We start from the raw sequence: 24,736 nt of genomic DNA on the forward strand, positions 1-24,736 counted from the left end.
TGAAGGGCCGCGCCGTAGGCCGGACACTTTCCTAGTCCGTTTGGAGACAGTCCGTTTGGAGGCGTCGCCCGGCGACTCCCCCTGCCCTAGCATCGATCTTCTCGGGATGTCGAGGCGGTCCGGCCGTGGCGCGGCCACCGCGCCGCCGTTCGAATTAAACGGAGTCGATCATGGCCGATGTTGGAGGATCCGGTTCCAACGACTTCATCCACGTCGCCGGCGATGGGAACACCGTTCCGCCGGGCTATATCGACATCCCACTCGCGACCGACGACAGTGACTACATCGAGGGCCGCGGCGGCAATGACCTGGTCTTCGCCGGCGGCGGAGCGGACGACGTCCGCGGGGATGTCGGCAACTACACCCCGGGTGGCGACGACGAGCTTCATGGCGGCTCCGGCAATGACCGCCTGCTTGGTATGACCGGAAATGACCTGCTCTTCGGCGAGGCTGGCGACGACCTGCTGTCCGGCGGGGCGGGGGCGGACACCCTCGATGGCGGCGCCGGGATCGACCGGGTGAGCTATGGAGGCTTCGCGGCCGTGACGGTCTCCCTGTCAACCCATATGGTAAGCGGCGGCGACGCCGAGGGCGACGTCCTGCTCAACATCGAGGAGGTGGTCGGCACGCAGTTCAACGACGTGCTGTCCGCGGCAGCCGAGGGCAGCCGGTTGGATGGCTGGATCGGCGACGACACCCTGTCGGGGGGCTCGGGTGACGATGTCCTGATAGGCGGCGACGGCGACGACCTGGTGTTCCCCGGCGAGGGCCAGGACTTCATCATTGGCGGGGCCGGCATCGACACCGCCGATTTCGGCCTCCTCACCAGCGGCGTCTTGGAAGTCCTCGATAATGGCGACGGATCGAGTGGCGGCCCCGGTGGTGACTTCCTCTTCGGCGTCGAGAACCTCTCCGGCACAAATGCCGGTGACGGACTCTTCGGAAACGACCAGGACAATGTCCTGTCCGGTCGAGACGGCGGTGACCAGTTGAGCGGAAATGCCGGCGAGGACAGTCTGTTCGGAGAGGGCGACAACGATAGACTCTACGGCGACGATGGCGACGACACACTGAACGGGGGCGACGGCGACGATTTCCTCGATGGCGGTGATGGCGCCGACCATCTCGCCGGCGGTGCAGGCATCGACACCCTTGACTATGCCGGCGCGTCCAGCATGACGGTGAATCTGACCACGCTGACCGTGTCAGGTGGCGAGGGCACAGGCGACGTGATCTCCGCCGACATCGAGAACATCAACGGCTCCAGCATGGGGGACACCCTGACGGGTTCCGCCGTCGCCAACGTGCTGGACGGCAATGACGGCAGCGACACGCTCGCCGGCCGGGCCGGGGACGACGTGCTGGTCGGCGATTTCGGCGACGACGTGCTCCGCGGCGGCGCCGGAGCCGACCGCCTGGACGGCGGCGCCGGCACCGATCTCGCCAGTTACTTCGACAGCCACACCGGAGTCGCGATCAACCTGGCCACCAAAAGCGCCACCGGCGGCGATGCCGCCGGCGACACTTTCGTTTCGGTGGAGAACCTGTCCGGCAGCCAGGGCAGTGATGCCCTGGTCGGGGATGACCGCGCCAATCTGCTGCAGGGCTGGAACGGCAACGATGTGCTCACCGGTGCTGACGGCGACGACACACTGAACGGGGGCGACGGCGACGATCTCCTCCATGGCGGTGATGGCGAAAACCATCTCTCCGGCGGCGCGGGCATCGACACCATCGACTATGCCGGCACGGCCGTCGTATGGGCGAACCTGACCACGCTGATCGTGTCGGGTTTTGACAGGATCTCCGCCGACATCGAGAACATCAACGGCTCGAGCAGCGACGACATGCTGACGGGATCCGCCGTGACCAATGTGTTGGACGGCAATGAGGGCAGCGACACCCTCGACGGCCTGGCCGGGGACGACACGCTGTTCGGTGATCTCGGCGACGATGTGCTCCTCGGCGGCGCCGGCGCCGACCGCCTGGACGGCGGCAGCGGCATCGATCTCGCCAGCTACTTCGACAGCAACATCGGAGTCGCGATCGACCTGGCCACCAACAGCGCCACCGGCGGCGACGCCGCCGGCGACACCTTCACTGCGGTGGAGAACCTGTCCGGCAGCCAGGGCAATGATACCCTGGTCGGAGACGACGGCGCCAATCTGCTGCAGGGCTGGAACGGCAACGACGAGATCACTGGGGCCGGCGGAAACGACACTGTCGAAGGTGGCGACGGCAACGACTGGCTCAGTGGGGGAGCCGGTGCCGACGTGCTTCGCGGCGGGGCAGGCGGCGACCAGTTGGACGGTGGCGATGGCAGCGACACCGCCAACTACTGGTACAGCTCCGTCGGCGTCACGGTCGACCTTGCGACCGGCATCGGCCATGGCGGCGATGCCGAGGGCGATACCCTGACGGGCTTCGAGAACCTGTTTGGCAGCTATCGCAATGATACCCTGGTCGGAGACGACGGCGCCAATCTGCTGCAGAGCTGGAACGGCAACGACGAGATCACTGGGGCCGGCGGAAACGACACTCTCGAAGGTGGCGACGGCTCCGACGGGCTCAGTGGGGGAGCCGGTGCCGACGTGCTTCGCGGCGGGGCAGGCGGCGACCAGTTGGACGGCGGCGATGGCAGCGACACCGCCAGCTACTGGTACAGCGCCGTCGGCGTCACGGTCGACCTTGCGACCGGCATCGGCCATGGCGGCGACGCCGAGGGCGATACCCTAGCGGGCTTCGAAATCCTGTCGGGCACCCAAGGCGATGACCACCTCTCCGGCGACGCCCTTGCCAACACCCTGCAAGGCTGGAATGGCAACGACGTGCTCGCGGGCGGCGCCGGCAAGGATGTGCTGGCCGGTGGCGCCGGGGCGGACCGCTTCGTCTTCACGACAATCGGTGACAGCCTCACCGGAGCCAACGCCGACCGGATCACCGATTTTAGCCGCGCGCAGGGCGACAAGATCGACCTGTCGGCAATCGACGCCGATACCGGCGTCGCCGGGGACCAGGCCTTCACCTACATCGGCACCGGGCTCTACACCCACCAGGCCGGTCAGCTGCGCTACGCGTCCGACGGCGCCGTCACCACCATCGCCGGCGACGTCGATGGCGACGGTGTCTCCGACTTCCACATCCAACTCACTGGCGCTATTGGCCTGCTCGCCGGCGACTTCGTGCTGTAGCGTCTGCGGTCATCAGCAATCACCGGGTATCCGCAGAGAACCCAATCCGGACCGTAGGAGGGCGCGGCAAGAATGCCGCGCCTCTTGTCCGCATTGGGTCGCATGCGGTCAGGTCCGCTATCCGGAGTCGACGGCGACGGCCGCTTTGGGGCAGCCGTAGGTCGGCCTGGCCGGCTGGAAGGGGCGGAAACCGGCCACGCCCGATCAGCAGATCGGTCGGGGCGGACCAGGCGCACATTGACGACGTTTTGGTTAGTGTATCGACGGATGCGCCTCAGAAGGGATACCCTTCAGATGCATGTCCGAGGTGCGTGGTGGCTGATGTTCCGCACACATTTGATTCCGGCACAGCGACAGGGACAAAAGCCATGATACGCCCAGCGTGGCTGTTCCTAGGCGGCATCTTGTTGGTTGTGGGTTGCTCTGCCTCCTCACCCAAGCCGACGCAGCCACCTCAAGCGGCCCAGACCAGATCTCAGAATCCTCTCGACCTGATGACACGGCAGTGTCGCGGAATGATTCACAATTGTACGTGTGCCGATGATCGCGGAGCGACCATTCTTGCCGAGGATGGGCAGTTGCGGCCGCCAATGACCGGAAAGTGGCAGCAGACACTATGCGGCATACCCGTCTTCTTCCCGGATAAGGACCATCCCCGCCCCTCGCTGGAGGAGTTGCAAAAGGTGTTGCCCCCCTGATTTTGGCATGCCGCTGCGCGACCCGTTCGCCCGCGGCGACCTCGGCTTGGCGTGTCAGTCATATCCGGTTTAAGGTACCCCGCAGCCGGCTTGGCTGTCCGAGAAGGGCGGAAAGCGGACTTTGAAGCTGTAAGGGGCGCGTGGGAGCCGGTCCTAGGCGCGCGCGAAGGAGTTGGTGCCGTTACTTACGATCAGCGCGATTCACCTGGAGATCATATCCTCGAAGGTGTCGATTTTCGTCGGGAGCGCTAGGCGGTCTGGATCGATGGGGCGGAAAGAGACCTCAGTTAGCTCCAGACTGCCATATCGCACCACGTTCCCGGTGGCGAGGGTTTGTTCGAGATTTCCTGGCTGAGCGGGGCCGAAGATCCCCATCAGTGGAGAGAACTCGTAGCTGTAGGCATCGCGCAGTGTCGTTCCCAGCAGCCTTAGGCTCTCATCGCTACTAAGTTCGATCTCGAAACCCTCGGTGCATTGAATCGATCGAGGACAACTCCTCCATAGCGCAGTTTCTCGTCCCAGAACAGTCCGTCGACCGACAAAGACGAACTCGTATGCACTATACTGCTGTTTAATGTTGGCGAGGTCAATTGGAGTTCCGCGTCGACGCGCAAGCTCCATATATAGCTTCGCGTTATCTCGAAGCCTTTTGGCATTGAGGACGCCCTGGGTTCTGGAAACGATGTACGGTTCGCCATTATTTGTAAGATAGTAGAAATCATTGTTCTTGTCTGTGGTCTAAAATCCGCCCCGCCAATCACCATTCTCTGCAATCTCTAGCACCATCTCAGCGCCCGTTGGCTTATGGGTGAAGGTTGCCGTCATGTCAGCAACTGCAGCAGTGGGTACAGAGATAAGGAGGACAACAAGAAATTTAATCATCCCGAAATCCTTTACTAAAATCGGACTCGCCGGCCGGGAGTATCCTACGCAACCGAACCTGATCGCAATCGTCCGCAACGGGCGGAAAGCGGCCAGCCGTAGCCCTCTTCAAACCTCGATATCGGCCGGCTCAATTCAATTTGATCCTCCAGCCCGTCCGCTTTTGTAGCTCAGCCAAATACGGCGTCGCGTTCGGCGTACCCCGTCCATAAAGGGCCAAGCGTATCCTGGAGACCACTGGCTTTGCAGTAAACTCGAAGGTCACCGCAAATTCTCGGCCCTCAAATGCGCCTTCCCAATGGGGATACTCCGTTCTCTGCGCCAAGAACGATAAGAGTGTTACCAAAAGTCCGCTAGCTTTGATCGGCCCTTGATCGTGAACAAGAACGAACCGAATACCGTCAAATACCTCGGCCAACTTCAGTTTTACATTATCAATCTGTCCGAGTGGTTGTCCATCCGAACGGGTAATGGCACCCCCCATAACCATCGCTTGATCCCCCGCAGATTGTCGGCAATAACCGGATCCAAGTACTAAATCATGATATGGACAACGGCCGGGCCCCTCCAGAACCGATCGCTAAGACGCAAACTTTCGCAGTCGCGGTGCCCCTCCCGAGGAAAGCACTAAGGCAACCGATTGTCGGCTTTGGGTCGAATCGGGTCATGTCCGCTTCGAGGCGCCGAGTCGAAAGGCCGGTTTCGGGCACCCCGCGGCCGGCTTGGCTGTCCGCCAAGGGCGGAAAGCGGAAATCCGCGACCACGATCAGAGGCGTGGCAACCAACTGGATATTTTGCATCGCTCTGAATCCGATCGCTGCATTTAAGAATATTGCTCACAGCCTCTTGCGTGAGTCATTTTCAACGGCTTCTTATTAAACATAAAAAGTATCTCAGGATCAAATCTAGGGATGTATACATATCCATCTTTTTCGTCTTCCTCAATCTCTTCTCGGAAATCTCTCGGCATGAATTCTATAACAACTTGATCGCCGTAATTTTCTTCGGTGATGTGAGCGGTGCTGATGTCAAATTTTTTACAGTTCTTCAAAATATAGTCTCTGGCTGCGACAACCGCATCAGAACCTCGTTGGGCCTCTCCAGAAACGCATGAGCTTGCTATCGGAAGCATCGATAGTGCAGCGAGAATCAGTAGTATGCGTACCCGCATATATCCCTCCACAAATGCCCTATTGCGATATCAGCAAATTTCTATTGCTAAAGCGTCCTGCCCGTCATGGACCAGCCCTAGCCTGGATATCTCACCGGGTGTCGAGGAAGGGAGACCGGTCGGGCTGGAGGCGGAGTGATTCCGGCGTGGGCGTCGGATTTTCCGGGGAGTTGACGGATTTCGGCCACGGCTGGTCGCCGCCGTCAGCGGCGGTGGCGTCCGAGATGATGTGGCCTGTGCGCTGTCTGGTTCGTCAGCGCCGTGCGGCGTCCAGGAAGGCATGGGCGAGCCCGAACTCGTGGTGGTAGGGGCAGCCTGAAGCCATGGCGAACTTGATGCGGCGGACGCTCGTGGTGACGAGAGCGCCGATCTTGAGGAGCTTGAGGCGGACGGTGCCGCAGGTGGCTTGGGCGAACTGGGTGTGGCGCAGCCCGATGCGGCGGAGAGCGGCGAGCAGGACATAGGCCATGGAAGCGAACCAGAGGCGGAGTTGGTTGGCGCGCATGGTATTGGCCGAGGTGCGGTCGGCGAAGAGATCGAGCTGGCATTCCTTGATGCGGTTCTCCATCTCGCCGCGGGCGCAGTAGATCTTTTCGTACAGCGAGCGGGCCTCGGCCTGCCGGCGCGGGAGCGAGGTGACGACGAAGCGGGGATTGGCCTCGCCCTGGGTCCATTCGGCCTTGGCGACGACGCGGCGGGCCCGGCTCCAGCTGTCGAGCGTGGACCAGGTGAAGTCCCTGAAGCGGCGGGCGGGGCCGCCGGTGCGCTCGGCGTCGGCCTGCGCCGCCGCCAGCTCGACCGTGATCTCGGTCACGAGCCGGCCGTTGCGGGCGAGGCCGAACAGGTAATCGACCGCATGGCTCTCGCACCACGCCATGAGGCCCTCCCGGCAGAAGCCGCTGTCGGCGCGCAACAGGATGCGCACCCGGGGCCAGCGGCGTCGGATCTGGGCCACGAGGCGGGCGACCTCCTCGACCGCTCCCGCCGCCGCATCGATGTTCGAGCGCCGGAGCTTCGCGACCAGCAGATGGCGGCCGCAGAACACATAGAGCGGCAGGTAGCAGTAGCCGCCATAGTAGCCATGGAAGAACCGGCCTTCCTGGCGACCGTGCAAGGGATCGTCCGTGGCGTCGAGATCGAGGATGATCTGCTTCGGCGCACGGGCATGCGCCTCCAGGAACAGGTCGACCAGCAGCGCTTCGATCGCCGCCGGATCATGGCTGATCTTGTGATAGCGCGATGGCTCCGGCCGGCTCAACTCCAGCCGGTTCAGCGTCGATTTGCCGGCGACCGGTGCGCAGCCCTTGCGGCGGGCCGCCAGCTTTCCGGCCAAGATCGCCAGCATCGGGTCGTGCCGCAGCGTGTCGTGGTCGACCAAGTCTTCATAGCCGAGCGCCAGGCCGAACACCCGCTGCCCCACCAGCGTGCCGACCTGATGCTCGATCAGATCCGCCGCACGGCTATCCCGGAAGCACAGAGCGAACCGGTCGACCAGCCGGATCGCCCGATCCGTCGCTCCCAGCAACAACGCCCCGGCATCCGACGTGATCGCCCCGCCATCGAACGAGGCCACCACCGCACGCCCTTCGACAGGTGCAAATCCAAACAGATCCGAGCTACACTCTGTCGGCATCGGGGAGCTCCTTTGATCCAAGATAAGTCGTTCTCGCAAAACAACTTTCTCAGATCCAAAGCCCCGATGCACCTACCCTCTGTGAGATATCCGGGCTAGCCTAGGAGTAAGCATTTGTGCGTGCAAAAGTGAAGTGACCGCTTCGGGTCGCGTGCGGTCATGTCCGCTTCGAGGCGCCGAGTCGGATGGCCGGTTTCGGGCACCCCGCAGCCGACCTGGCCGACTGAAACGGGCAGAAAGCGGAAATGCACTCGCCTGTCGTCAGCTAACAACACGTCCGGTTCGTTGACCCGCTGCAAAGCTAATGAGCGATTGCGGCCAGATCCAACTTTGCAATGCTAGTTGGAGCGCTGTTGCTCCGATTCTATCCAAAATTTTCCAATAAAGCGAAATACATAGGCTATGAGGGCGACCAGAATGCCGACCCAAATCGACATCGCATGACGATCCCCCCCTGTGAGCAGACTAAGTGCCCCGAAGAGGGCAACGAACACCCCGGCGCCAATCGCGACAGTCGAAAAGTAATAGAAGAGCTTGGCGTATCCGTACGAGAGGCTCCCTTTGAATGTCCATTTCCGATTTCTTCTCAATAAATATATGGAGCATCCCACGATAATCGGAAAGCTGATCAGAAGAATCAGGTTTATAATTGCTGGTCTCATGGAAATTTTATAGCACGGGTTTCAGGGCTCGATAGCCTGATATGAATATACCTGTCGCCGTCGGCAAGCGCCATGCTGCATGCGGTGGACCTAAGATTGTCGACTGAAGCGGAGCGGAGAAGAGACTCACCATGGTCGCGCCCCATGACCGAAACGGGTCGAATCGGGCCGTCTCTGCTCTCCGGAGTCGACCAGGACGGCTGCTTTGGGGCTCCCCTTGGTCGGCTTAGCCGACCGGGTTGGGCGGAAAGCGGACGCTTGGCGTCAGCTATTTCGGGGCAGATCGGAGCGGTGATTGAGGCGCTCGATGACCTTGGCGATCTCTGTGCAAAGGTACTCCTGCGACCCGCTCATTGCGAAGGCAGCGAATGCAGACTCCGCCATTTTTCCGGTCCGCTCGTCCTCATCGAGCAAAGCGAGCCACCCGTCTTCGTCCAAAGCGGACGCTTTCACTTCGACAGCGTACCACTCACAACGCCGGCAATCCGCGGAGACCAAGTCTGCACAGATCGCAAGAGCCGGATGGCCTAAGCCGCCTTTCATCACCGTGTCCAAAGCCTGTGCTGCCAAGCTTTCAGGAACTAGTCCGGAGGGACGAAGTTTTCTGGTTGCCATCGGGCAAGTGTGATCGATAGCACGCGCCCTGCCAATGGCTGCATAGGGTCGAATCGGGTCATGTCCGCTTTCCGGAGCCGAGGACGATGGCCGCTATCGGGTGGACGTCCCGGCGGCCCGACTGACCGCGAAGGGTCGCTCCGGTCATGTCCGCTTCGAAGCGCCGAGTCGGATGGCCGGTTTCAGGCACTCCGAACCCGACCTCGCCGACCGAAAGGGGCGGAACGGGAAGTTGCACCCACGACAGTTGAATGGCCGCTTTGAACGATAGCGGATATCCGGTTCCCGGTGCCGAATGCATCTGCAATGCTCGACAAGGACGAAACCTCTGACGCGGACCGCTGGACGGAACCATAGATTGTTGTGGAAATTCGCATTATATGAATAAAAGCCTGGTAAAAATCTTAACTCGTAGTACAATACTTCTGTGACTTCATCCGAAATTAACGATCCGATAATAAAGTAATTCTTGGAAATTGAGACGATGCCTATATGGAATCCGAAAGAGGCCGCAATCCATCTCACCCGCAATGTCTCCGTACAGGGGCGCCGGACTAGCATGCGACTGGAGCAGCCGTTCTGGGATGCATTTGAGGAAATTGTGCGGCGGGAAGGCATCTCGATGAATGCTTTAGTTACTAGAGTATGGGCCGCCAGCCCGGATGATGTCAATTTGGCCGGTGCCATCCGCGTCTTTGTGCTGGGGTATTTTTGGGCCCTGGCGAACGGGGGTAGGCCCAGAGTACCTCCAGGCTCCACCAAGCCTTGAGGCGTGAGGGGGTCCCCCGTCGGCTGCCGCCTCTACGCCCTTCGGTCCCGTCATACGACCCTCCGCTACCGGTTGGTTGCCGCAGCCCTAATGACCGCTGCGACGTCCCGTCTGATCTCATGTCGGAGGGCCACGGACAGTCCTATCGTGACGCCGTATTCCTTAACGATTGCGACCGGGTTCCGGGGCCTTCACCGGTGCCACGCCGATGATGCGCTCCACCTCGAGACCCCCACGGGTGAATGCCTGAATGACCTCGGCATCGCTGGGCCACCTCGGGAACTCGGCGGTGATGGATTGCGGCTTGTATGGGCCGCTGCTGCCGGCATGCCTGGCCGCGCCCCACATCTCGAAGTAGCGCGGTCTCACAGCCGTCCCCTCCGCCTCGCCTCTGCACATGTACCCCGCACGGTCACTCCTGGACACGCTGCGACGCTGCGCCTCGCCGCGGAGGTCCGGACGGGCTCCAGCGGCGGAGTCCGAGCAGACGGACCGCGAGCTTGCCAAAGCAAGGGGATCCAGTCCGCGGTAGCGGCCGTCAGCACGATAACGAGGATGATATCGCGCGTTTGCTCTATCGGCACACCGATGTGGAAGGCCCCCGACCCGAAGCGCCGTTTGCGCGACCGCGCGCTGCTGCTGACCGGCTTCGCCGGCGGCTTCCGCCGCTCCGAGTTGGCTGGCTTCGACCTGCGAGACCTGAGCTTCACGGCCGAAGGCCTGGTGCTGTTCGTGGCCGGCTCCAAGACCGACCAGGAACGCCGCGGCGAGGAGGTCGGCATCCAGGCCGTGCCTACTTCGCCGCTCTGCGCCGTCACCGCCGTCTCGGTCTGGCTTGCGGCGCGGGGCGATATGCCCGGGCCGCTCTTCTGCCGGATCGACCGCGGCGGACACCTCACCTATAGCCTCGACGGCCGGCGGCAGTCGATCGATACCAAGACCGTCGCCCGCCCGGTCAAGCGGGTGATCAAGGGCACCGGGCTGGCGGAGGGAGAGTTTTCCGGGCACAGCCTACGCGCCGGCATGATGACCGCCGCCGACCGCAAGGGCGTGCCGCTCGAGGCGGCGATGCAGCACGGCCGCTGGAAGGACGCGCGCACCGCCCGCGGCTACCGCCGGCATTCGAGCCTGTGGCAGGGGAATTTCACTGGCAAGCTGCTGGCCGATTAGCTCCGGGGGTCGGACTCCGAAGACTGGGCAGCATGCATGCTGTCCGCCGGTGATCAGCGAATTATGGGGTGGCCGGATTGTCCCCATTGCTGAGGTTCGGATGCCTGTTGGGCTCACCCGGACCGGACATTCCCGTGGGCTTATCAAGCCCCCAAACCGGACCTCGCCCCCAGGGCCGGTCAGTTCTCATCGCCGACGTTGGGTGAAGGCGGCCGCTCCTCTGAATGGACATTCCCATAGGCGCTCCTGGGACGGGAAGCCGGCGCACGCACCCGGCCATCTCGGTCCGGGAGCGGTAGATTGGCCCCATGGAGAATTGCGGGAGTTTGGCCACTCGGCCTACGGAGCAGTCGCAGGGCAGACCATGCGGTCGAGGGTCTGCGCGTTCAGCGACTGTCGGAGCGATCCGCCTGTGAACACATTGCGGCAGTACACCTTTCGGTGGGAGAGATATGATGCTTACCCTCGAAAAAGCTCATCGAGTTATCGCTGCTGGTGAAGCAAAGGCCAAAGAGATTGGCCAGCCGATGAATATCGCAGTGGTGGATGACGGCACTAATTTAAAAGCGTTTATCCGGATGGATGGTGCTTGGCTTGGTAGTATCGACATAGCAATTAACAAGGCATTTACGTCAAGAGCGTTCGACATTTCTACACAAGATCTCGGCCAGAACAGCCAGCCGCACGATCAATTCTTCGGAATTCACGTCTCAAATCACAATAGGATTATGATTTTTGCAGGCGGCATCCCGCTGGTTGTCGACGGTGCTATTGTAGGGGCAGTCGGCGTTAGTGGGGGTAGCGGCGAGCAGGATCAGGCTGTTGCCGAAGCCGCTGCCGCAGTATGTAGCTAACCGACACCCAAGATAGGGGCGCCGGCTCGACGTGAAATGCAGGCGGCGGAGGTTGGGGCCAAGCCTCACCAACGATCGCGACCGCAGCCACAGGCCACGCTGAGAGCCGCCTCGTGCTTGAGGCCGGGCGCAAAGTGAAGCAGCGGCGCCACCTCCTGCGGCTGAACACGACCGGCAACCGCTGGCCTGTGCGCACCGTCGCCAGCCTCTCGCCGAAGGCCGGCACGCCGAGCGTGACCCTCAGCAGAACCTGAGTGCCGAGACCGCGGCGTTCATCGCCCGGCGAGGCGCCCTGGGCGGCCAGAGTGCAACTGGTATCGCCGCAGGTCCTCCGGTGTCAGGCGTCGCGAGAACTGCCTCGGCATCGCCCCTGTTTGAATGACCCTCCCCGGCCAAGTGGCGGAGCGCTTGGAAGGCTGCCCGTCGCTGGTGGTCCAGTGATTTTGGCGAAGCTAGCGGGCGGGGCTGCGGCACTGCCGTATCAGTTTTGATCATGCCCCATTCCCGGAATAGCATGCAGATCGGTATGGGACGTCGGCGGCTCCGGCTCGCCGATCAATACGTATTGAATGATTGGATCCGAGCTGAGTGAACCTGGGCTCTCGATGCCGGTACCAGGCCAAACCCTGCGCCGAGTGCCCCTGGCGCCGCGACGTCGCGCCCGAAGGCCTGCGTCCGGCCGACGGTTCCACGGCGGTCGGCAACGCGATCGCGACCTGGCGGCGGCGGCCGGCGGTGCTGCAGAAGATCGCGCTCGTCCGGTTCCAACCGGTCGAGGTGCTGTGGTCGCGGGCCTTGGCGGGTCCGTGAACGGGGGATCGCCGAGATCCGCCGCCTGGCCGAGCGCGCCGACGCCCTGGTCGAGGCCTCGCTCTCGGCCAACACCCGGAGAGCCTATGGCTCGGCCTGGCGGCAGTGGAGCGAATGGTGCCTCGGCTTCGGCCTCGATCCGCAGCGCGCCGACGCCTCCTGGCTGGCGATGCACCTCACCGCCCTGTCCGAGACCCGGAAGCTCGCCACCCTCGAGCTGCGGCGCGCCGCCGTGCTCGAGGTCCGGCGCCGGCTCGGCCGCCCCTTGCCATTCGACGACGCCCAGTTCCAGGCGTTCCTGGCCGGCCTGCGCCGGACCAAGGGCGTGCGGCCCTCGCGGAAGGCGGCGCTGCTCGAGGAGAACCTGCGGGCGGTGATGCTGCTGCTCGATCCGGAGACGGCCCCCGACCCGAAGCGCCGTTTGCGCGACCGCGCGCTGCTGCTGACCGGCTTCGCCGGCGGCTTCCGCCGCTCCGAGTTGGCTGGCTTCGACCTGCGAGACCTGAGCTTCACGGCCGAAGGCCTGGTGCTGTTCGTGGCCGGCTCCAAGACCGACCAGGAACGCCGCGGCGAGGAGGTCGGCATCCAGGCCGTGCCTAATTCGCCGCTCTGCGCCGTCACCGCCCTCTCGGCCTGGCTTGCGGCGCGGGGCGATACGCCCGGGCCGCTCTTCTGCCGGATCGACCGCGGCGGACACCTCACCTATAGCCTCGACGGCCGGCGGCAGTCGATCGACACCAAGACCGTCGCCCGCCTAGTCAAGCGGGTGATCAAGGGCACCGGGCTGGCGGAGGGAGAGTTTTCCGGGCACAGCCTGCGCGCCGGCATGATGACCGCCGCCGACCGCAAGGGCGTGCCGCTCGAGGCGGCGATGCAGCACGGCCGCTGGAAGGACGCGCGCACCGCCCGCGGCTACCGCCGGCATTCGAGCCTGTGGCAGGGGAATTTTACGGAGAAACTGCTCGCGGAGGAGTAGGGGATCACCGCAAGGATCGGGCGCACACTGTCGGTCGATGAGGAACTACGACGCCTGGTTTGGGGGGCATACGACCGCAATGCATGAGCGTGCGTGGCAAGACCCCACAGAGTTCCTGGTTTCGGGGTGTCATGATGCCGGTGCAAATGAGCGATTGCCATCCGGTGTGGGAGCATGGCCCGGCGGCCATATCTAGTGTTGCGAGGCTGGGTCGGACCATCGCCAAGTCACCAACATCGAACCGTGCCCTCGCACTCTTCACCGTCGGTTGCGTACCATCACCAAAGCTATTCTCACATGCTGGCGGCGGGCCGTCCGGGCGGCAGCGGAGCGCGGTATCGCTGAGACTAGAGCGCGCCGAGCGCCAGGAAGATGCAATGGGCAACTGACTCTGGGAGCAGATGCCGATTCTAAGCCATCAGCGTCGAGACTGGAAACGGCAGAGGCAAGTCTCGCGCGAGCGGGGCAGCGCGTTCGCCTCCACGAGAGTACCGCGCCGGAGACGATTGCTACCGCGCCTCTTTCGAACGCCGTTTTGGCGGGACAATCCCGCCAGGACCGACATCATTGGGCGGTGTCTCGCCGCCCGCGACATCCTCGGCCTCGATTTCCGCCTCCGCTTGACGCCAATGCTCCTGTTCACGGCCCTCTGGCCGGCCTTCCCGCTGCCAGATGACGTAGGCCCTCTGCCGGATCCGTTCCGAACGATCTTCGATCATGTCTTCCTCCAATGTGCAAGGCGAACCGACAGAACAGATGTAGGCGGATTCCCTGTGGTTTCTGGTGTTGCTCCTGCAAACGACCCCTGTTGAGCAGGCGGGCTATAGTCCGATCGCGCTTCATCCCATAAGTGCCACGGAAGCCAGGATCGGGGCCAGGAAGTCATTCAGATTGGTCCGGCCATCCCGCAGACCGGTGAATATGAAGGCTCGGTATTTATTAAACTGCGACCAATCGGCATGAAGATTAAGTTCTTTCGATTGAAAATTCATTTCCCTCAATAGTCGAATTGTTTCTGGATTTTCACCATAAAAAATAATCTTGATATTTCGGTCGCTGACCTGAAAGGACGTTCTGATGTTCCCAAGAACCCGTGCCATTGTATTATCCGTAAACGGACTAAAAAAGAAGACAACAAGAGGCACGTCGGGTATTAGGTATTCCGTTCCATCCATATGGAGGGACTCTATGCGGGCGCTCCGGCGGCTATCTTGGCGCCAGAGCTCAATATTTCTCTTGGCTGTTTCATGAAGCTCTTTGGCAAATTCCACGCCAACAACATTCTTGAATCCATAGCTCGATGCAAGTAGCAAAACGCGGCCTTTTCCAGACCCGAAGTCTATAAAATCGAACTCACCGTAATTAATATCTAGATCATCCATAATTTGCTCAAATATCTTGGCCGACATTGGTTCATACCAAATTCCCTCTTGGATGCTCCCTCTTTCAATCGTCATCTGGTTGAGGGAAATATGGCCTGACGTATCCGTGCCAAACCTCCGATCAAAGTGACCATCAAGATGGTCATGAATTCTTTGAAGGCACGTATCAATTGAGTTGAATAGGCGTTGACAGCCGCGGAGCCCGCAACTATAGCGGCTCAAGGCTATGTTGACACGCTTAGCGGTGCCGAGAGGGCCGTGTCTCCATAGTGCATTCAGAAAACTTACTCCAATCCCGTGATTTTTTTCAGCTCCGGATTCCATTGGATCAGTCTCCGGCCGAATCTCCACCTGATCAGCGGACAGTCACCCTAGCGGCCTCTAGGGGTATCCGCGAGCGGCGTAGCGATTGCCATCGCTCCAGGCTGTGCCGGTTGCCACTCTCAGTTCCAGAGAGTCGACTGCACGGCAGTGCGTAGCGCTTCCAGAAGCTCTGCCGACGGCCGCCCCGTCACGGGCAACCCCCGGCTTTCCTGAAATGCAGCGATGGCGGTGCTGGTTTTGCGTCGCATCCAACCATTAGCGCGGCCGACATCAAAGTGCAGTTGTCCGAGCAGCTGTTGAATTTCTTTGATCTGGGCAGCGGTCGTTGTCGGCTCGGCAGTCGCCGCCGGGGGTTGAGGAGCCACGACAGGTACCCCCGTCTCGGGCGTCGCGATCCGTGTCTCCGGACTATCGAGGAGCGGCTCCGGGCGAGTTGCACTCGCCGTACTCTGTGCCGGGACGACAACAGCGGTGTCCGGTGACAGGATGATGAAACCGGCGAATGGCGTACCGGGCGGGCGGGCATGCGCGGTCACCTGCAGCCGTTCCAATGCGGCCTTGGCCTCGGCATAGCCGGCATCAGCTGCGACCCAATACCAGTCGGCGGCGGCGCGCCGGTCGAGCGCACCGAGGTCGCCATCCTCGTAGAGCCTGCCTATGTTGTAGGCGCCACGCGGATTGCCGCTGGCGTTCGCCCGGCGGAACCAGTTCAACGCCTCTCGCGGGTCGCGCACGACGCCGGAGCCTCTGGAATAGGCGAGCCCTAAAGCATTTTGCGCCTCCGCGTGGCCGGCATCTGCCGCCTCACGAAAGTGCGCTGCTGCTCGTGCCGGGTCGCGCGGCACACCCAGCCCCAGCTCCAACAGCACGCCAAGTTCATAGCTGGCGATGATAAACCCTCGGTCGGCGGCGCGACGATACCAGTAGGCGGCGCTCTCAAAATTTTGAGGTACCTCCTTGCCCAAAGCAAAGAAAGTGCCGAGAAGATGCTCGGCGTCAGCTCGTCCGGCAATGGCATCGCGCGTTATCGCCTGCAACTCAGGTGAGACGTCGTCCCGAATTAGCGCCTGGCCCGTCGAATTGTCCGCCGGAGCGACTATGGCACCGCCCTCCAGCTGGACCTCCTCAGTCTCCGAGAGGGACGCCGCCTCGGCTCGCCTCGCGGCCACCCCTTCCACGGCGCACCAACCAATGCCCGTGAAGAAAAGCAGCATGGCGACCACTCCGCCGGAGGCTGCCCTGCGAGCGATGGTCCACCTATGGCCGCACTGAGCGACGCTGTATTCGCAGTTGACCTTCATGAGCGTTCACCCGAACTGGTGTGCGTCATGCATGATTGGCGCGGCCGAGCCGAAAGGCTTCTTCGAGCATCGCTGGCTCACACGCCGCTCTCACCTGCTCTCCACGAGCGCGCACTAGATCCTGCGCCCCGATGTCTACGCGCCGCCGCCAGGTTGGCGAAGTTAGCAAACCATGGGCCAGCTTCCGAGCTGGGGGGCACCTCTGCCTCGTCGACGGAACAGCCGCCCACATTCATGGCCTGAAGCGCCGGTGACTTGCCGAGCCTTGCAACGCGACCACCCAGCATGCATTGAAAGTTTGCTTGGCTCGTCTTGAGATTGGTAGACATAAATAAATAACCACAAATCGGATGTCATGTCCAAGGCCGAATCCGCATTTCATTTACTTCGTTTGCATGAGCTAAATTTACACTTTTGGAGCATGCCCGAAAGGGATATGGATGCACACAAAGCCGTTTTGGGGTGGCGACATAGCGGCCCCGGACGCGACGGAGGCGCTGCGCCGGCTGCATATCATGGCGGTCGACGAAGTCGGCCTGGTTGCTGATGAACACGATCGCGATGCTGGAGGAGCTGGGCCATGCCGCCGTCGGCGCGACCGCGGCCGACCAGGCGCTCGATGCGCTCCGCCGCGACGCTGCGAACCTGGTGATCACCGACCACGCCATGCGGCGGATGACCGGTGCCGAGCTGGCCGACCGGATCGCGGCGGAATGGCCCGGCCTTCCGGTGATCCTGGCCACCGGCTATGCCGAGCTGCCGAATGGGATCGGGGCGAATCTGCCGAAGCTCGCCAAGCCCTTATCGCTGGAGGAGTTGGCGATGGCGATCCGGTCCATCACTTCCGCCAAGACTCCGTAGGGGAGGTCAGTCTGTAAATCGGCGAGGAGTCCCGACGCCGATCGGCACGGTAAGTGCCGGATTTTGCGCGACATTGAGGAGTCACGACCTGGAGCCGATTCACACTCTACGATGGGCACCCCGGAGGCTCCGTCGTGCGACCTGGGCCCAGGCATCCTCCAATTGGGGGATCGTTCGCCTGCCACGCCGCGATAGTTCGTTTATGACCAAGAAACGAGTTGTCGGAGGCGGCGGGTCAGCTTCGCTTGGATGGGGGATAGACATGGGAATGGCTAACTCTCCGATTGGCCCAACTCCGGATTGGGCATGTCGCTACCTGGCACGGCTGGATCAGGAGTTCGACAATTGGGAGGCGGATTGCTTTCGTCGCGGGTGCAGCTTCCTGGCTCGTGGGATGACCAGGGGAGCCGCCTCCAGCTGGAACGCCATGCTGCTGCCATCCAGTCGAAGAAATGAAGTGAGCGGAGGACCCTTTTCCGCCCAACCCATGACGAGATCGGAAGAGGATCGTCTCCGAGGACTGCTCAACGCGATCATCGGCGGGCATCGCACGGCCTTTCCCGAGGGCTGATAGCGCTCTATCTTGCCAAACGCCGCGCCCGACATCGGATGATGCAGGACTCTCGTCGTCGGGCCAGGAGTCCCTTGGCTTCCAACTGCACCCCTGAGGTCGGAAAGGGTCGCTACCCGATCGCGGTCATCATCGGCCGGACCTGGAATGCGCTGAGGTGTGCTGCGCTCACCGCCTCGATGGCGAGCCAATACTCGAATGTCGTCCGGATGCCCTCGGCTAGGCCGATCGTAGGGGACCAGCCGAGGGACGTTATCTCGCTGACGTCGAGGAGCTTCCGTGGTGTGCCGTCTGGTCGGCTGCTGTCGAAGCTGAAGACGCCCTCATAACCCACAATCTCGGCAATCAGCGCGGCCAGCTCAACGATCGTGAGGTCGGACCCGGCGCCGATGTTGATCGGGGTCGGCTGATCGTAGCCCTCCATGACCGTGACGCAGGCGCCGGCGAGATCATCGACATGGAGGAACTCGCGCCGCGGCCGGCCCGAGCCCCAGAGCGTGACAACGGGCTGGCCTTGTAGCTTCGCCTCATGGATCCGGCGGATCAGCGCCGGCAGCACATGCGACGTCTCCAGGTCGAAATTGTCGTTCGGGCCGTAAAGGTTGGTCGGCATCACCGAGACGAAGCGGCAGCCATATTGGCGCGCATAGGTCTCGACCAGCTTCACGCCGGCGATCTTCGCGATCGCATAGGCCTCATTGGTTTTCTCAAGCGGGCCGTTCAGCAACTGGTTCTCACGGATCGGTTGGACCGCGTCGCGTGGATAGATGCAGCTCGAGCCGAGATAGAGCAGCTTCTCGACCCCGGTCCGGTACGCCCCGTGGATCACATTCGCGGTGATCATCAGATTCTCGTACAGGAAGTCCGCGGGATAGGTCGCGTTCGCGACGATCCCGCCGACCCGAGCCGCCGCCGCGAACACGATCTCAGGCCGCTCCCGTTCCATCCAGGCCTGCGTGGCCGCCTGGCAGGTCAGATCCACGGCCGACCGGCCGGCCGTCAGGAGCGTGCAGTCCTCGCGCTCGAGCCGCCGGAGCAAGGCCGAGCCCACCATACCGTGGTGCCCGGTAATCCAGACACGTTTGCCGCGCAGCGCCAACCGCTGGCCGGCCACTCCGTCCGATATTCCGTCGCTCTCCTCTGCAAGTTGTCGCAAATGACAATCAGAATATTTGCCATACGTTTGTTTCGTAATTTATTTTAGCTCGCATAATCGGTGACGACACCATAGACAAAAGAAGATGCGGGTACTCCTGTGACACGGATTTCCTGCAGCATTCGATCAGATCGACCCGGCGGTGCAACGAGGCGATGATGGTGGGCCGACTGCCCGGAGAATGCGCCCTCGCGGATTGCCCTTCCAGCCGGGATGACGAGCGAAGAGACCTGCTCGGGGGCTCTCATGCTGAGATCGAAATGGCGTGGGGACGCTACACCCACAGATAGTCCGGGCGACTCGTCAGCCGACCCACACGGCCGATCGGTCTGGCTGGCTACACCTGATCGCGCGCGAGCATCTGCACCCGGGGCCTCAATTTGTATCTCCCAGCGAAGGGGCCTCCGATCCCTCAGTTCGAGGCGACTGAGTTCGGGCGGAGCCGGCACACGCGGATTTCGGCAATGAGATCGGCTCCGTCCTGAGTCAGATCGGGGCGCGCCTCCAGAATCTCGGTCATTTGCCGCATCGCCCGAGCGTCGAGACCCCGAGAGTACGTCCGGTCGATTTCGGCGATCACCCCGATCAGATCTCGCGTGGCCAGCGCCTCAGGCGCTTTCCGCTGTCGATCGTCCAAAGGCATGGCAAGGCTCCGCCCGTCTGCAGTCGTGCCCTGATCAACGCGTCTAGCACAGCTTGGAGAGACCCGACACCGGCATCGGCTGATGCGAAGCGCGGCACCCTGGCGAAGTAATCGGCCTTCGCACCCCGACGCGCCGCTCCATTGCACCGTCGCCGTCTCCTTGAGCACCTGCTCATGCAGGCCAGGGAGCACGGCCGCTGGTAGAGCTACAACGGGCCAGGTCGTCCGGATCGTCCCCATAGCCGACGTTCGGAGGCCTGCTGAGTTCCTCCGAACCGGACATCCAGATCAATCTGGTTGACTCCGATTCCAGACCTTCGGCGATGGGGCCGGTCCGTCCCCTTTGCCGTAATCCGAAGGCCGTCCAGGCCGCTCAGAACCGGACATTCCACGTCACTGCGGCGGCTCCCGCAACTAGACCTCAGCGGGCTCATGCAGTCCGTCCGCCCTGGCTGGCAGATGCATCTATACGCAGCCAACGATTGGGATTGATGGGGGGTGGATGAATCGGTTTATTTACTATTGTTATCTGTTGAATATGCTTCCTTGAAAATTAATCGGAATTTGGTGAGTTCGCCTGACGAATCAGCTTTCATGCAATTCGTTCGTCAAGGACTTTGGTCTCTGTCGCTGGCCGTCTGCTCGGGAGTCGACGACGGAAGTCACACGCCTCGATAAGAATTTTTTTGGAGAATCCCAATGGCTGTAATAGACGGTACTGCAGATGCGGACACCCTCACCGGGACGGCCGCCGCCGATACGATCAATGGATTGGCCGGCGACGACACCCTGGGGGGTGGCGCCGGCGACGACACCCTGGAGGGTGGCGCCGGCTCCGACAGCTTCATTGGAGGCAGCGGCGGCGGGATCGGCTCAACCTATGGTGCCGATGCCCTGAACGGCGGGGACGGCGTCGACACCGTCTACTACAGCGATGAAGAGGCATTCGCTGCCGTGACCGTCAATCTTGCGACCGGGGTCGGTGGCGGCCAGGCCCAGGGCGACACATACAGCAGCATCGAGAACGTCACCGGCACCGGATTCGACGATACGCTGATTGGTGATGCGGCTGCGAACTTGCTGATCGGGGGCGTCGGCAATGACACCCTGCGGGGTGGCGCCGGCGACGACACCCTGACAGGAGGCAGCGGCGCCGGGACCGGGGCAACCTATGGCGCCGATGCCCTCGACGGTGGAGACGGCAATGACACTGTCGACTACAATCGGGAATCGGCATTCGTGGCCGTGACCGTCAATCTGGCGACCGGGGCCAGTGGTGGCATGGCCGAGGGCGACACCTACAACAGCATTGAGAACGTCACCGGCACCCAATTCGACGACACGCTGACGGGTGACGACGGTGCCAACGTGCTGATCGGTACTGCCGGCAACGACACCATCGAGGGTGGCGCCGGCGACGACACCCTCATAGGAGGCAACGGCAGCGGGGCGGGCGCAACCTATGGCGCCGATGTCCTGAACGGTGGGGACGGCAACGACACTGTCGACTACAGCCGGGATGCGCCATTCGCTGCCGTGACCGTCAATCTGGCGACAGGGGTCGGTGGTGGCATAGCCGAGGACGATACCTACAACAGCATCGAGAACGTCACCGGGACCGAGTTCAACGACACGCTGATTGGTGGTGCGGCTGCGAACGCGTTCTCCGGCGGCGACGGCAATGACGACCTCAGTGGAGGCGCGGGCGGGGATAACCTCAACGGCGGAGACGGCACGGATGTGGGCAGATACTCCACCTCCGGCGCCGCGGTGACGGTGGACCTCGCGGCCGGCACCGGCACCGGCGGCGATGCCGAAGGCGACACCCTGACCAGTATCGAAAACCTGGCCGGCAGCAAATTCGACGATACGCTGTCTGGAAATGGCGGCGTCAACGTGATCAATGGCGGCGGCGGCAACGACACCGTCGCGGGAGCAGGCGACAATGACAATCTCTATGGCGGCAACGGCGCCGATCAGGTCGATGGCGGCGACGAGTGGGATACCCTGCAGGGGGAGGCCGGTGACGACCATCTGATCGGCGGCGCCGGCGGCGACATCCTGCGCGGCGGCGACGGCGCCGACCACCTGACCGGCGGCGCCGACTACGATGTCGGCAGTTATTGGGACAGCACGGTCGGCGTGACCATCAATCTCGAGACCAACGTCAACTCGGGCGGCATGGCCGAGGGCGACACCATCGACCGCGACGTCGAGATCATTCACGGCAGTAACCATGACGACACCATGACCGGCAACGCCCTGTCCAACGCGCTTGTCGGGTTTGATGGGCACGACGTCCTCAGCGGTGCCGGTGGCAACGACACCCTCCGCGGAGGTATGGGCGCCGACACGCTGAACGGCGGCAGCGGCATTGATTATTTCAGCTACACCGCCGTGTCCGACAGCACCGCCGCGGCCGCCGACACGATCCAGGGCTTCCAGCACGGCGATTTAATCTGGGTGCAGAAGATCGATGCCGACGGCAATGCCGCGAATGGCGACACGGCCTTCAGCTTCATCGGCACCGCGGCCTTCTCCGGCACCGCCGGGCAACTGCGCTATGAAAGCGTCGGCGACACCACGACGGTCTCGGCCGACGTGAACGGCGACGGCACCGCCGACATGGTCATCCATCTCGATGGAGCGATCACGTTGCAGGCCTCGGACTTCATGCTGTGAGATCCCGGCCCGACTGACCTCCCTAGGTCACGGGCCCAGGTACGGCCGGTGGGGCTTGTGCCATTGCCGCACCGGCCGGCGGGATCGAGTGCCACGAAATGACGCCGGCCGCGAGCGAGGGGAATTGCTGCCCCTCGCTCGTTCCTTTTTCGAACGCTCGCATTCGCATGGCCGAAAGGGCTGCAACTTGGACAGACGAGGCGACTCGTCGGAATGACCGCAAAGAGCCGAAACCAGACCGGCGGAGAGGCGCGGCGTTGACGCCCTTCCTCCTGTCCCACTCAGGTGAAGGGTTTCGGATGCCGGCCCGTCGAGACCTATCCGCCGGCGCTGAGGGCCGGCGTCCGAAACCCTTCACCCTTGCGCACACGCGCGCCAATACCGCGCGTCGTCACGAGGTCCGCTCCTTGCGCGAACCTGACGGCGACGCCAACAGTCCAGCCTGCCATTCAGATTATGATATTCGGCTAAGCATATGATTTTGCGAGCGATAAGGGCGATTATCGCGCATGGGAACGATTGTTGCGCGGCGCGGATGCGGTAGAATCGTCGTCGGGCGACACGGCGCCGCGGCCGATGTTCGGGCGATGAGGGACGACGATGCGAAACCACGACGCCACGGGGCCGGCAGCAGCGCCGCAATCCTCCAGCTCGGCGTCGCCCATCCGGACGCCCGGATCGACCGCGAGGATGGCCGCACCGCCCGCGGCCGGCTGCAGCGCCAGGCCATGAGGGCGGGACACCTGGCAACCAAGCCCGGCGTTCGCGATCAACTCGTGGTCACCGAGGCGGGCCGCGCCATGATCGAGCGGGCCGCAGCCACGGGCCGGCAGTACCGGGACCAGCTCGATCGCTTCATGCGGGATCATGCCGACCATGACGGCCCCCGCCGGGCGCTGGCCGACGGCGCGCCGGCGGCGGTCGCCACCGCCATCACGCGGATCCGGCAGGAGGAGGAGGCCGCGCTGGCGCGGCTGCGCGCGACGCTACAGGCATGACCGATCTGATCGAAGACGCCGCCACGCCGATGCCCGCGGCGATGCCATGGACACCACCGGCGGGGCCGGTGGCCCTGAGCGAAGCGAAGATCGCCGAGATCAAGGCGCTGGCGCAGAAGGCCGACCAGCTGGTCGAAGCCTCGCTCTCCGAGAACACGCGGATCGCCTACGGCAAGGCCTGGCGCGCCTGGAGCGACTGGTGCCTCGGCTTCGGCCTCGACCCGACCGGAGAGAACTCTGATGCCGCGGCCGACGAGCGCTGGCTGGTCATGCACCTGACCGCCCTTTCAGAAAGGCGCTCGCTGTCGACCATCCTGCTGCGGCGGGCCGCCGTCGTGGCGATCCGCAAGCGGCTGAAGCGGCCGCTGCAGCTCGATGACGCCGAGTTCGAGGCCTTCCTCAAAGGCCTGCGCCGCACCAAGGGCGCCCGGCCGGTGCGCAAGGCGGCGCTGCTCGAGCCCAACCTGCGCGCCGCGTCCCTGGTGCTGACCCCGGATGCACACCCGGACCTGGCCGGCGTCGAGCTGGCCGGCGGGGGAGGGGAGGGGCGTCGCGCGCTCCGCGATATGGCGCTGCTGCTGATCGGCTTCGCCGGCGGCTTTCGCCGCTCCGAGCTCGCCGCCTTCGACCTCCGTGACGTCAGCTTCACCACCGAAGGCCTAATGCTGTTCGTCGGCCGCTCCAAGGCCGACCAGGAGCGCCACGGCGCCGAGATCGGCATCGAGGCCGTGCCCGGCTCGGCGCTGTGCGCCGTCACCGCTGCGGCGCTGGCTGGAGCCTCGTGGCGACTTGGCGGGCGCCCTGTTCTGCCGGCTCGACCGCGGCGGCAACCCGGTGCCCGGCGAAGCTGCCGCCGCCCTCCGGGATGGTGACGTCGTTGATGCCGTAGAGGGATGGACTGTAATAGCTGCTCATCGTGGCCAGTGCTTTCGGTCGGCCGCCGCTCGCTAACCGAGTTCCGGGGCCTTCACCGGTGCCACGCCGATGACGCGCTCCACCTCGAGACCCGCACGGGTGAATGCCTCAACGACCTCGGCATCGCTGGGCCACCTCGGGAACTCGCCGGTGACGGATTGCGGCTTGTATGGGCCGCTGCTGCCGGCATGCCTAGCCGCGCCCCACATCTCGAAGTAGCTCCGTCTCACAGCCGTTCCCTCCGCCTCGCCACCTGCGCACGTACTCCACATGGTCACTCCTGGCCACGCCGAGACGCTGCGCCTCGCCGTGGAGAAGTCCGGACGGGCTCCAGCGGCGGTGTCCGAGGCAGAAGTGTAGATCGGCATGGGTCTCAGTGCCGATCGGCACGACAAGTGCCCGATTTTCTACGATAGTGAGGGGTCATGACCTGGCGCCCTCTCACATTCAGCGCTTCTCGCGACGAGGCCCA

At 63.1% G+C, this 24,736-nt stretch carries 20 protein-coding genes; 10 read left to right on the forward strand and 10 right to left on the reverse strand.

Going from position 1 to position 24,736, the window contains the following annotated elements:
• Positions 1-170: 170 nt before the first annotated feature.
• Entirely contained in the window at positions 171-3,191 is a 3,021-nt protein-coding gene (locus QFZ27_RS08310) for a hypothetical protein (RefSeq protein WP_429225681.1), read from the forward strand.
• An 899-nt stretch (positions 3,192-4,090) separates the two neighbouring features.
• Here QFZ27_RS08310 and QFZ27_RS08315 read toward each other — a convergent pair.
• The 5 genes from QFZ27_RS08315 to QFZ27_RS08335 all read right to left on the reverse strand — a co-directional run bounded on the left by QFZ27_RS08315 (position 4,091) and on the right by QFZ27_RS08335 (position 8,792).
• Positions 4,091-4,510, reverse strand: a complete 420-nt coding sequence (locus QFZ27_RS08315; RefSeq protein ID WP_429225682.1) for a hypothetical protein — start codon at positions 4,508-4,510, stop codon at positions 4,091-4,093.
• A gap of 391 nt (positions 4,511-4,901) precedes the next feature.
• Positions 4,902-5,261 (reverse strand): hypothetical protein, encoded by a 360-nt coding sequence (locus QFZ27_RS08320; protein WP_429225684.1) that lies wholly within the window; start codon positions 5,259-5,261, stop codon positions 4,902-4,904.
• A gap of 333 nt (positions 5,262-5,594) precedes the next feature.
• The gene (locus QFZ27_RS08325; protein ID WP_429225685.1) at positions 5,595-5,942 is read right to left on the reverse strand and encodes a hypothetical protein; all 348 of its coding nucleotides are present in this window, start codon (positions 5,940-5,942) and stop codon (positions 5,595-5,597) included.
• A gap of 253 nt (positions 5,943-6,195) precedes the next feature.
• On the reverse strand, positions 6,196-7,575 hold the full coding sequence (locus QFZ27_RS08330) for an IS1380 family transposase (protein WP_429225687.1): 1,380 nt from the start codon (positions 7,573-7,575) through the stop codon (positions 6,196-6,198).
• A 926-nt stretch (positions 7,576-8,501) separates the two neighbouring features.
• Positions 8,502-8,792, reverse strand: a complete 291-nt coding sequence (locus QFZ27_RS08335; protein ID WP_429225688.1) for a hypothetical protein — start codon at positions 8,790-8,792, stop codon at positions 8,502-8,504.
• Positions 8,793-9,336: 544 nt separating this feature from the next.
• On the opposite strand from QFZ27_RS08335, the gene QFZ27_RS08340 reads away from it, so the two are divergent.
• The 5 genes from QFZ27_RS08340 (at position 9,337) to QFZ27_RS08360 (ending at position 13,431) form a co-directional block, all read left to right on the forward strand.
• Positions 9,337-9,621, forward strand: a complete 285-nt coding sequence (locus QFZ27_RS08340; RefSeq protein ID WP_429232428.1) for a ribbon-helix-helix domain-containing protein — start codon at positions 9,337-9,339, stop codon at positions 9,619-9,621.
• Positions 9,622-10,209: 588 nt separating this feature from the next.
• Positions 10,210-10,791, forward strand: coding sequence for a tyrosine-type recombinase/integrase (locus QFZ27_RS08345; protein ID WP_429225689.1), 582 nt, complete (start codon positions 10,210-10,212; stop codon positions 10,789-10,791).
• A 455-nt stretch (positions 10,792-11,246) separates the two neighbouring features.
• Entirely contained in the window at positions 11,247-11,645 is a 399-nt protein-coding gene (locus QFZ27_RS08350; protein WP_429225690.1) for a GlcG/HbpS family heme-binding protein, read from the forward strand.
• Between the two features lie 588 nt (positions 11,646-12,233).
• Positions 12,234-12,455, forward strand: a complete 222-nt coding sequence (locus tag QFZ27_RS08355) for a hypothetical protein (RefSeq protein WP_429225691.1) — start codon at positions 12,234-12,236, stop codon at positions 12,453-12,455.
• Between the two features lie 169 nt (positions 12,456-12,624).
• Positions 12,625-13,431, forward strand: a complete 807-nt coding sequence (locus tag QFZ27_RS08360) for a tyrosine-type recombinase/integrase (protein ID WP_429225692.1) — start codon at positions 12,625-12,627, stop codon at positions 13,429-13,431.
• A 509-nt stretch (positions 13,432-13,940) separates the two neighbouring features.
• Here the strand turns inward: QFZ27_RS08360 and QFZ27_RS08365 are convergent.
• The 3 genes from QFZ27_RS08365 to QFZ27_RS08375 form a co-directional block, all read right to left on the reverse strand.
• Positions 13,941-14,150: a DUF2934 domain-containing protein gene (locus QFZ27_RS08365; RefSeq protein WP_429225693.1), complete on the reverse strand. Its 210-nt coding sequence runs from the start codon at positions 14,148-14,150 to the stop codon at positions 13,941-13,943.
• Positions 14,151-14,270: 120 nt separating this feature from the next.
• Positions 14,271-15,137 carry a class I SAM-dependent methyltransferase gene (locus QFZ27_RS08370; RefSeq protein WP_429225694.1) on the reverse strand — a complete coding sequence of 289 codons (867 nt, stop codon included), beginning with the start codon at positions 15,135-15,137 and terminating at the stop codon, positions 14,271-14,273.
• A gap of 119 nt (positions 15,138-15,256) precedes the next feature.
• Complete coding sequence (locus tag QFZ27_RS08375; protein ID WP_429225695.1) at positions 15,257-16,351, reverse strand: peptidoglycan-binding protein; 1,095 nt, start codon at positions 16,349-16,351, stop codon at positions 15,257-15,259.
• Between the two features lie 633 nt (positions 16,352-16,984).
• Here QFZ27_RS08375 and QFZ27_RS08380 point away from each other — a divergent pair.
• The gene (locus QFZ27_RS08380) at positions 16,985-17,299 is read left to right on the forward strand and encodes a response regulator (protein WP_429225696.1); all 315 of its coding nucleotides are present in this window, start codon (positions 16,985-16,987) and stop codon (positions 17,297-17,299) included.
• A 683-nt stretch (positions 17,300-17,982) separates the two neighbouring features.
• On the opposite strand, the gene QFZ27_RS08385 is transcribed toward QFZ27_RS08380, so the two are convergent.
• On the reverse strand, positions 17,983-18,984 hold the full coding sequence (locus QFZ27_RS08385; protein ID WP_429225697.1) for a GDP-L-fucose synthase family protein: 1,002 nt from the start codon (positions 18,982-18,984) through the stop codon (positions 17,983-17,985).
• Between the two features lie 454 nt (positions 18,985-19,438).
• Positions 19,439-19,669: a hypothetical protein gene (locus QFZ27_RS08390; RefSeq protein WP_429225698.1), complete on the reverse strand. Its 231-nt coding sequence runs from the start codon at positions 19,667-19,669 to the stop codon at positions 19,439-19,441.
• Positions 19,670-20,368: 699 nt separating this feature from the next.
• Here QFZ27_RS08390 and QFZ27_RS08395 point away from each other — a divergent pair.
• From QFZ27_RS08395 to QFZ27_RS08405, 3 genes are all read left to right on the forward strand, one after another.
• Complete coding sequence (locus QFZ27_RS08395; RefSeq protein WP_429225700.1) at positions 20,369-22,351, forward strand: calcium-binding protein; 1,983 nt, start codon at positions 20,369-20,371, stop codon at positions 22,349-22,351.
• A gap of 587 nt (positions 22,352-22,938) precedes the next feature.
• Entirely contained in the window at positions 22,939-23,349 is a 411-nt protein-coding gene (locus QFZ27_RS08400; RefSeq protein WP_429225701.1) for a hypothetical protein, read from the forward strand.
• Positions 23,346-24,221, forward strand: coding sequence for a hypothetical protein (locus QFZ27_RS08405; protein ID WP_429225703.1), 876 nt, complete (start codon positions 23,346-23,348; stop codon positions 24,219-24,221). Before QFZ27_RS08400 ends, QFZ27_RS08405 begins: the two co-directional genes overlap by 4 nt.
• Positions 24,222-24,736 lie beyond the last annotated feature (515 nt).

The organism is Inquilinus ginsengisoli, from assembly GCF_050434925.1.
Lineage (GTDB): Bacteria > Pseudomonadota > Alphaproteobacteria > DSM-16000 > Inquilinaceae > Inquilinus > Inquilinus ginsengisoli_B.

Excerpts from the sequence above, each read along its gene's own strand:
- QFZ27_RS08380 (WP_429225696.1), top strand. The coding sequence starts at position 16,985 with ATGAACACGATCGCGATGCTGGAGGAGCTGGGCCATGCCGCCGTCGGC.
- QFZ27_RS08370 (WP_429225694.1), bottom strand. The coding sequence starts at position 15,137 with ATGGAATCCGGAGCTGAAAAAAATCACGGGATTGGAGTAAGTTTTCTG.
- QFZ27_RS08400 (WP_429225701.1), top strand. The coding sequence starts at position 22,939 with ATGAGGGACGACGATGCGAAACCACGACGCCACGGGGCCGGCAGCAGC.
- QFZ27_RS08340 (WP_429232428.1), top strand. The coding sequence starts at position 9,337 with ATGCCTATATGGAATCCGAAAGAGGCCGCAATCCATCTCACCCGCAAT.
- QFZ27_RS08360 (WP_429225692.1), top strand. The coding sequence starts at position 12,625 with ATGCACCTCACCGCCCTGTCCGAGACCCGGAAGCTCGCCACCCTCGAG.
- QFZ27_RS08390 (WP_429225698.1), bottom strand. The coding sequence starts at position 19,669 with ATGCCTTTGGACGATCGACAGCGGAAAGCGCCTGAGGCGCTGGCCACG.
- QFZ27_RS08405 (WP_429225703.1), top strand. The coding sequence starts at position 23,346 with ATGACCGATCTGATCGAAGACGCCGCCACGCCGATGCCCGCGGCGATG.
- QFZ27_RS08395 (WP_429225700.1), top strand. The coding sequence starts at position 20,369 with ATGGCTGTAATAGACGGTACTGCAGATGCGGACACCCTCACCGGGACG.
- QFZ27_RS08310 (WP_429225681.1), top strand. The coding sequence starts at position 171 with ATGGCCGATGTTGGAGGATCCGGTTCCAACGACTTCATCCACGTCGCC.
- QFZ27_RS08330 (WP_429225687.1), bottom strand. The coding sequence starts at position 7,575 with ATGCCGACAGAGTGTAGCTCGGATCTGTTTGGATTTGCACCTGTCGAA.
- QFZ27_RS08365 (WP_429225693.1), bottom strand. The coding sequence starts at position 14,150 with ATGATCGAAGATCGTTCGGAACGGATCCGGCAGAGGGCCTACGTCATC.
- QFZ27_RS08320 (WP_429225684.1), bottom strand. The coding sequence starts at position 5,261 with ATGGTTATGGGGGGTGCCATTACCCGTTCGGATGGACAACCACTCGGA.
- QFZ27_RS08315 (WP_429225682.1), bottom strand. The coding sequence starts at position 4,510 with ATGGAGCTTGCGCGTCGACGCGGAACTCCAATTGACCTCGCCAACATT.
- QFZ27_RS08375 (WP_429225695.1), bottom strand. The coding sequence starts at position 16,351 with ATGCTGCTTTTCTTCACGGGCATTGGTTGGTGCGCCGTGGAAGGGGTG.
- QFZ27_RS08345 (WP_429225689.1), top strand. The coding sequence starts at position 10,210 with ATGTGGAAGGCCCCCGACCCGAAGCGCCGTTTGCGCGACCGCGCGCTG.
- QFZ27_RS08325 (WP_429225685.1), bottom strand. The coding sequence starts at position 5,942 with ATGCGGGTACGCATACTACTGATTCTCGCTGCACTATCGATGCTTCCG.
- QFZ27_RS08350 (WP_429225690.1), top strand. The coding sequence starts at position 11,247 with ATGCTTACCCTCGAAAAAGCTCATCGAGTTATCGCTGCTGGTGAAGCA.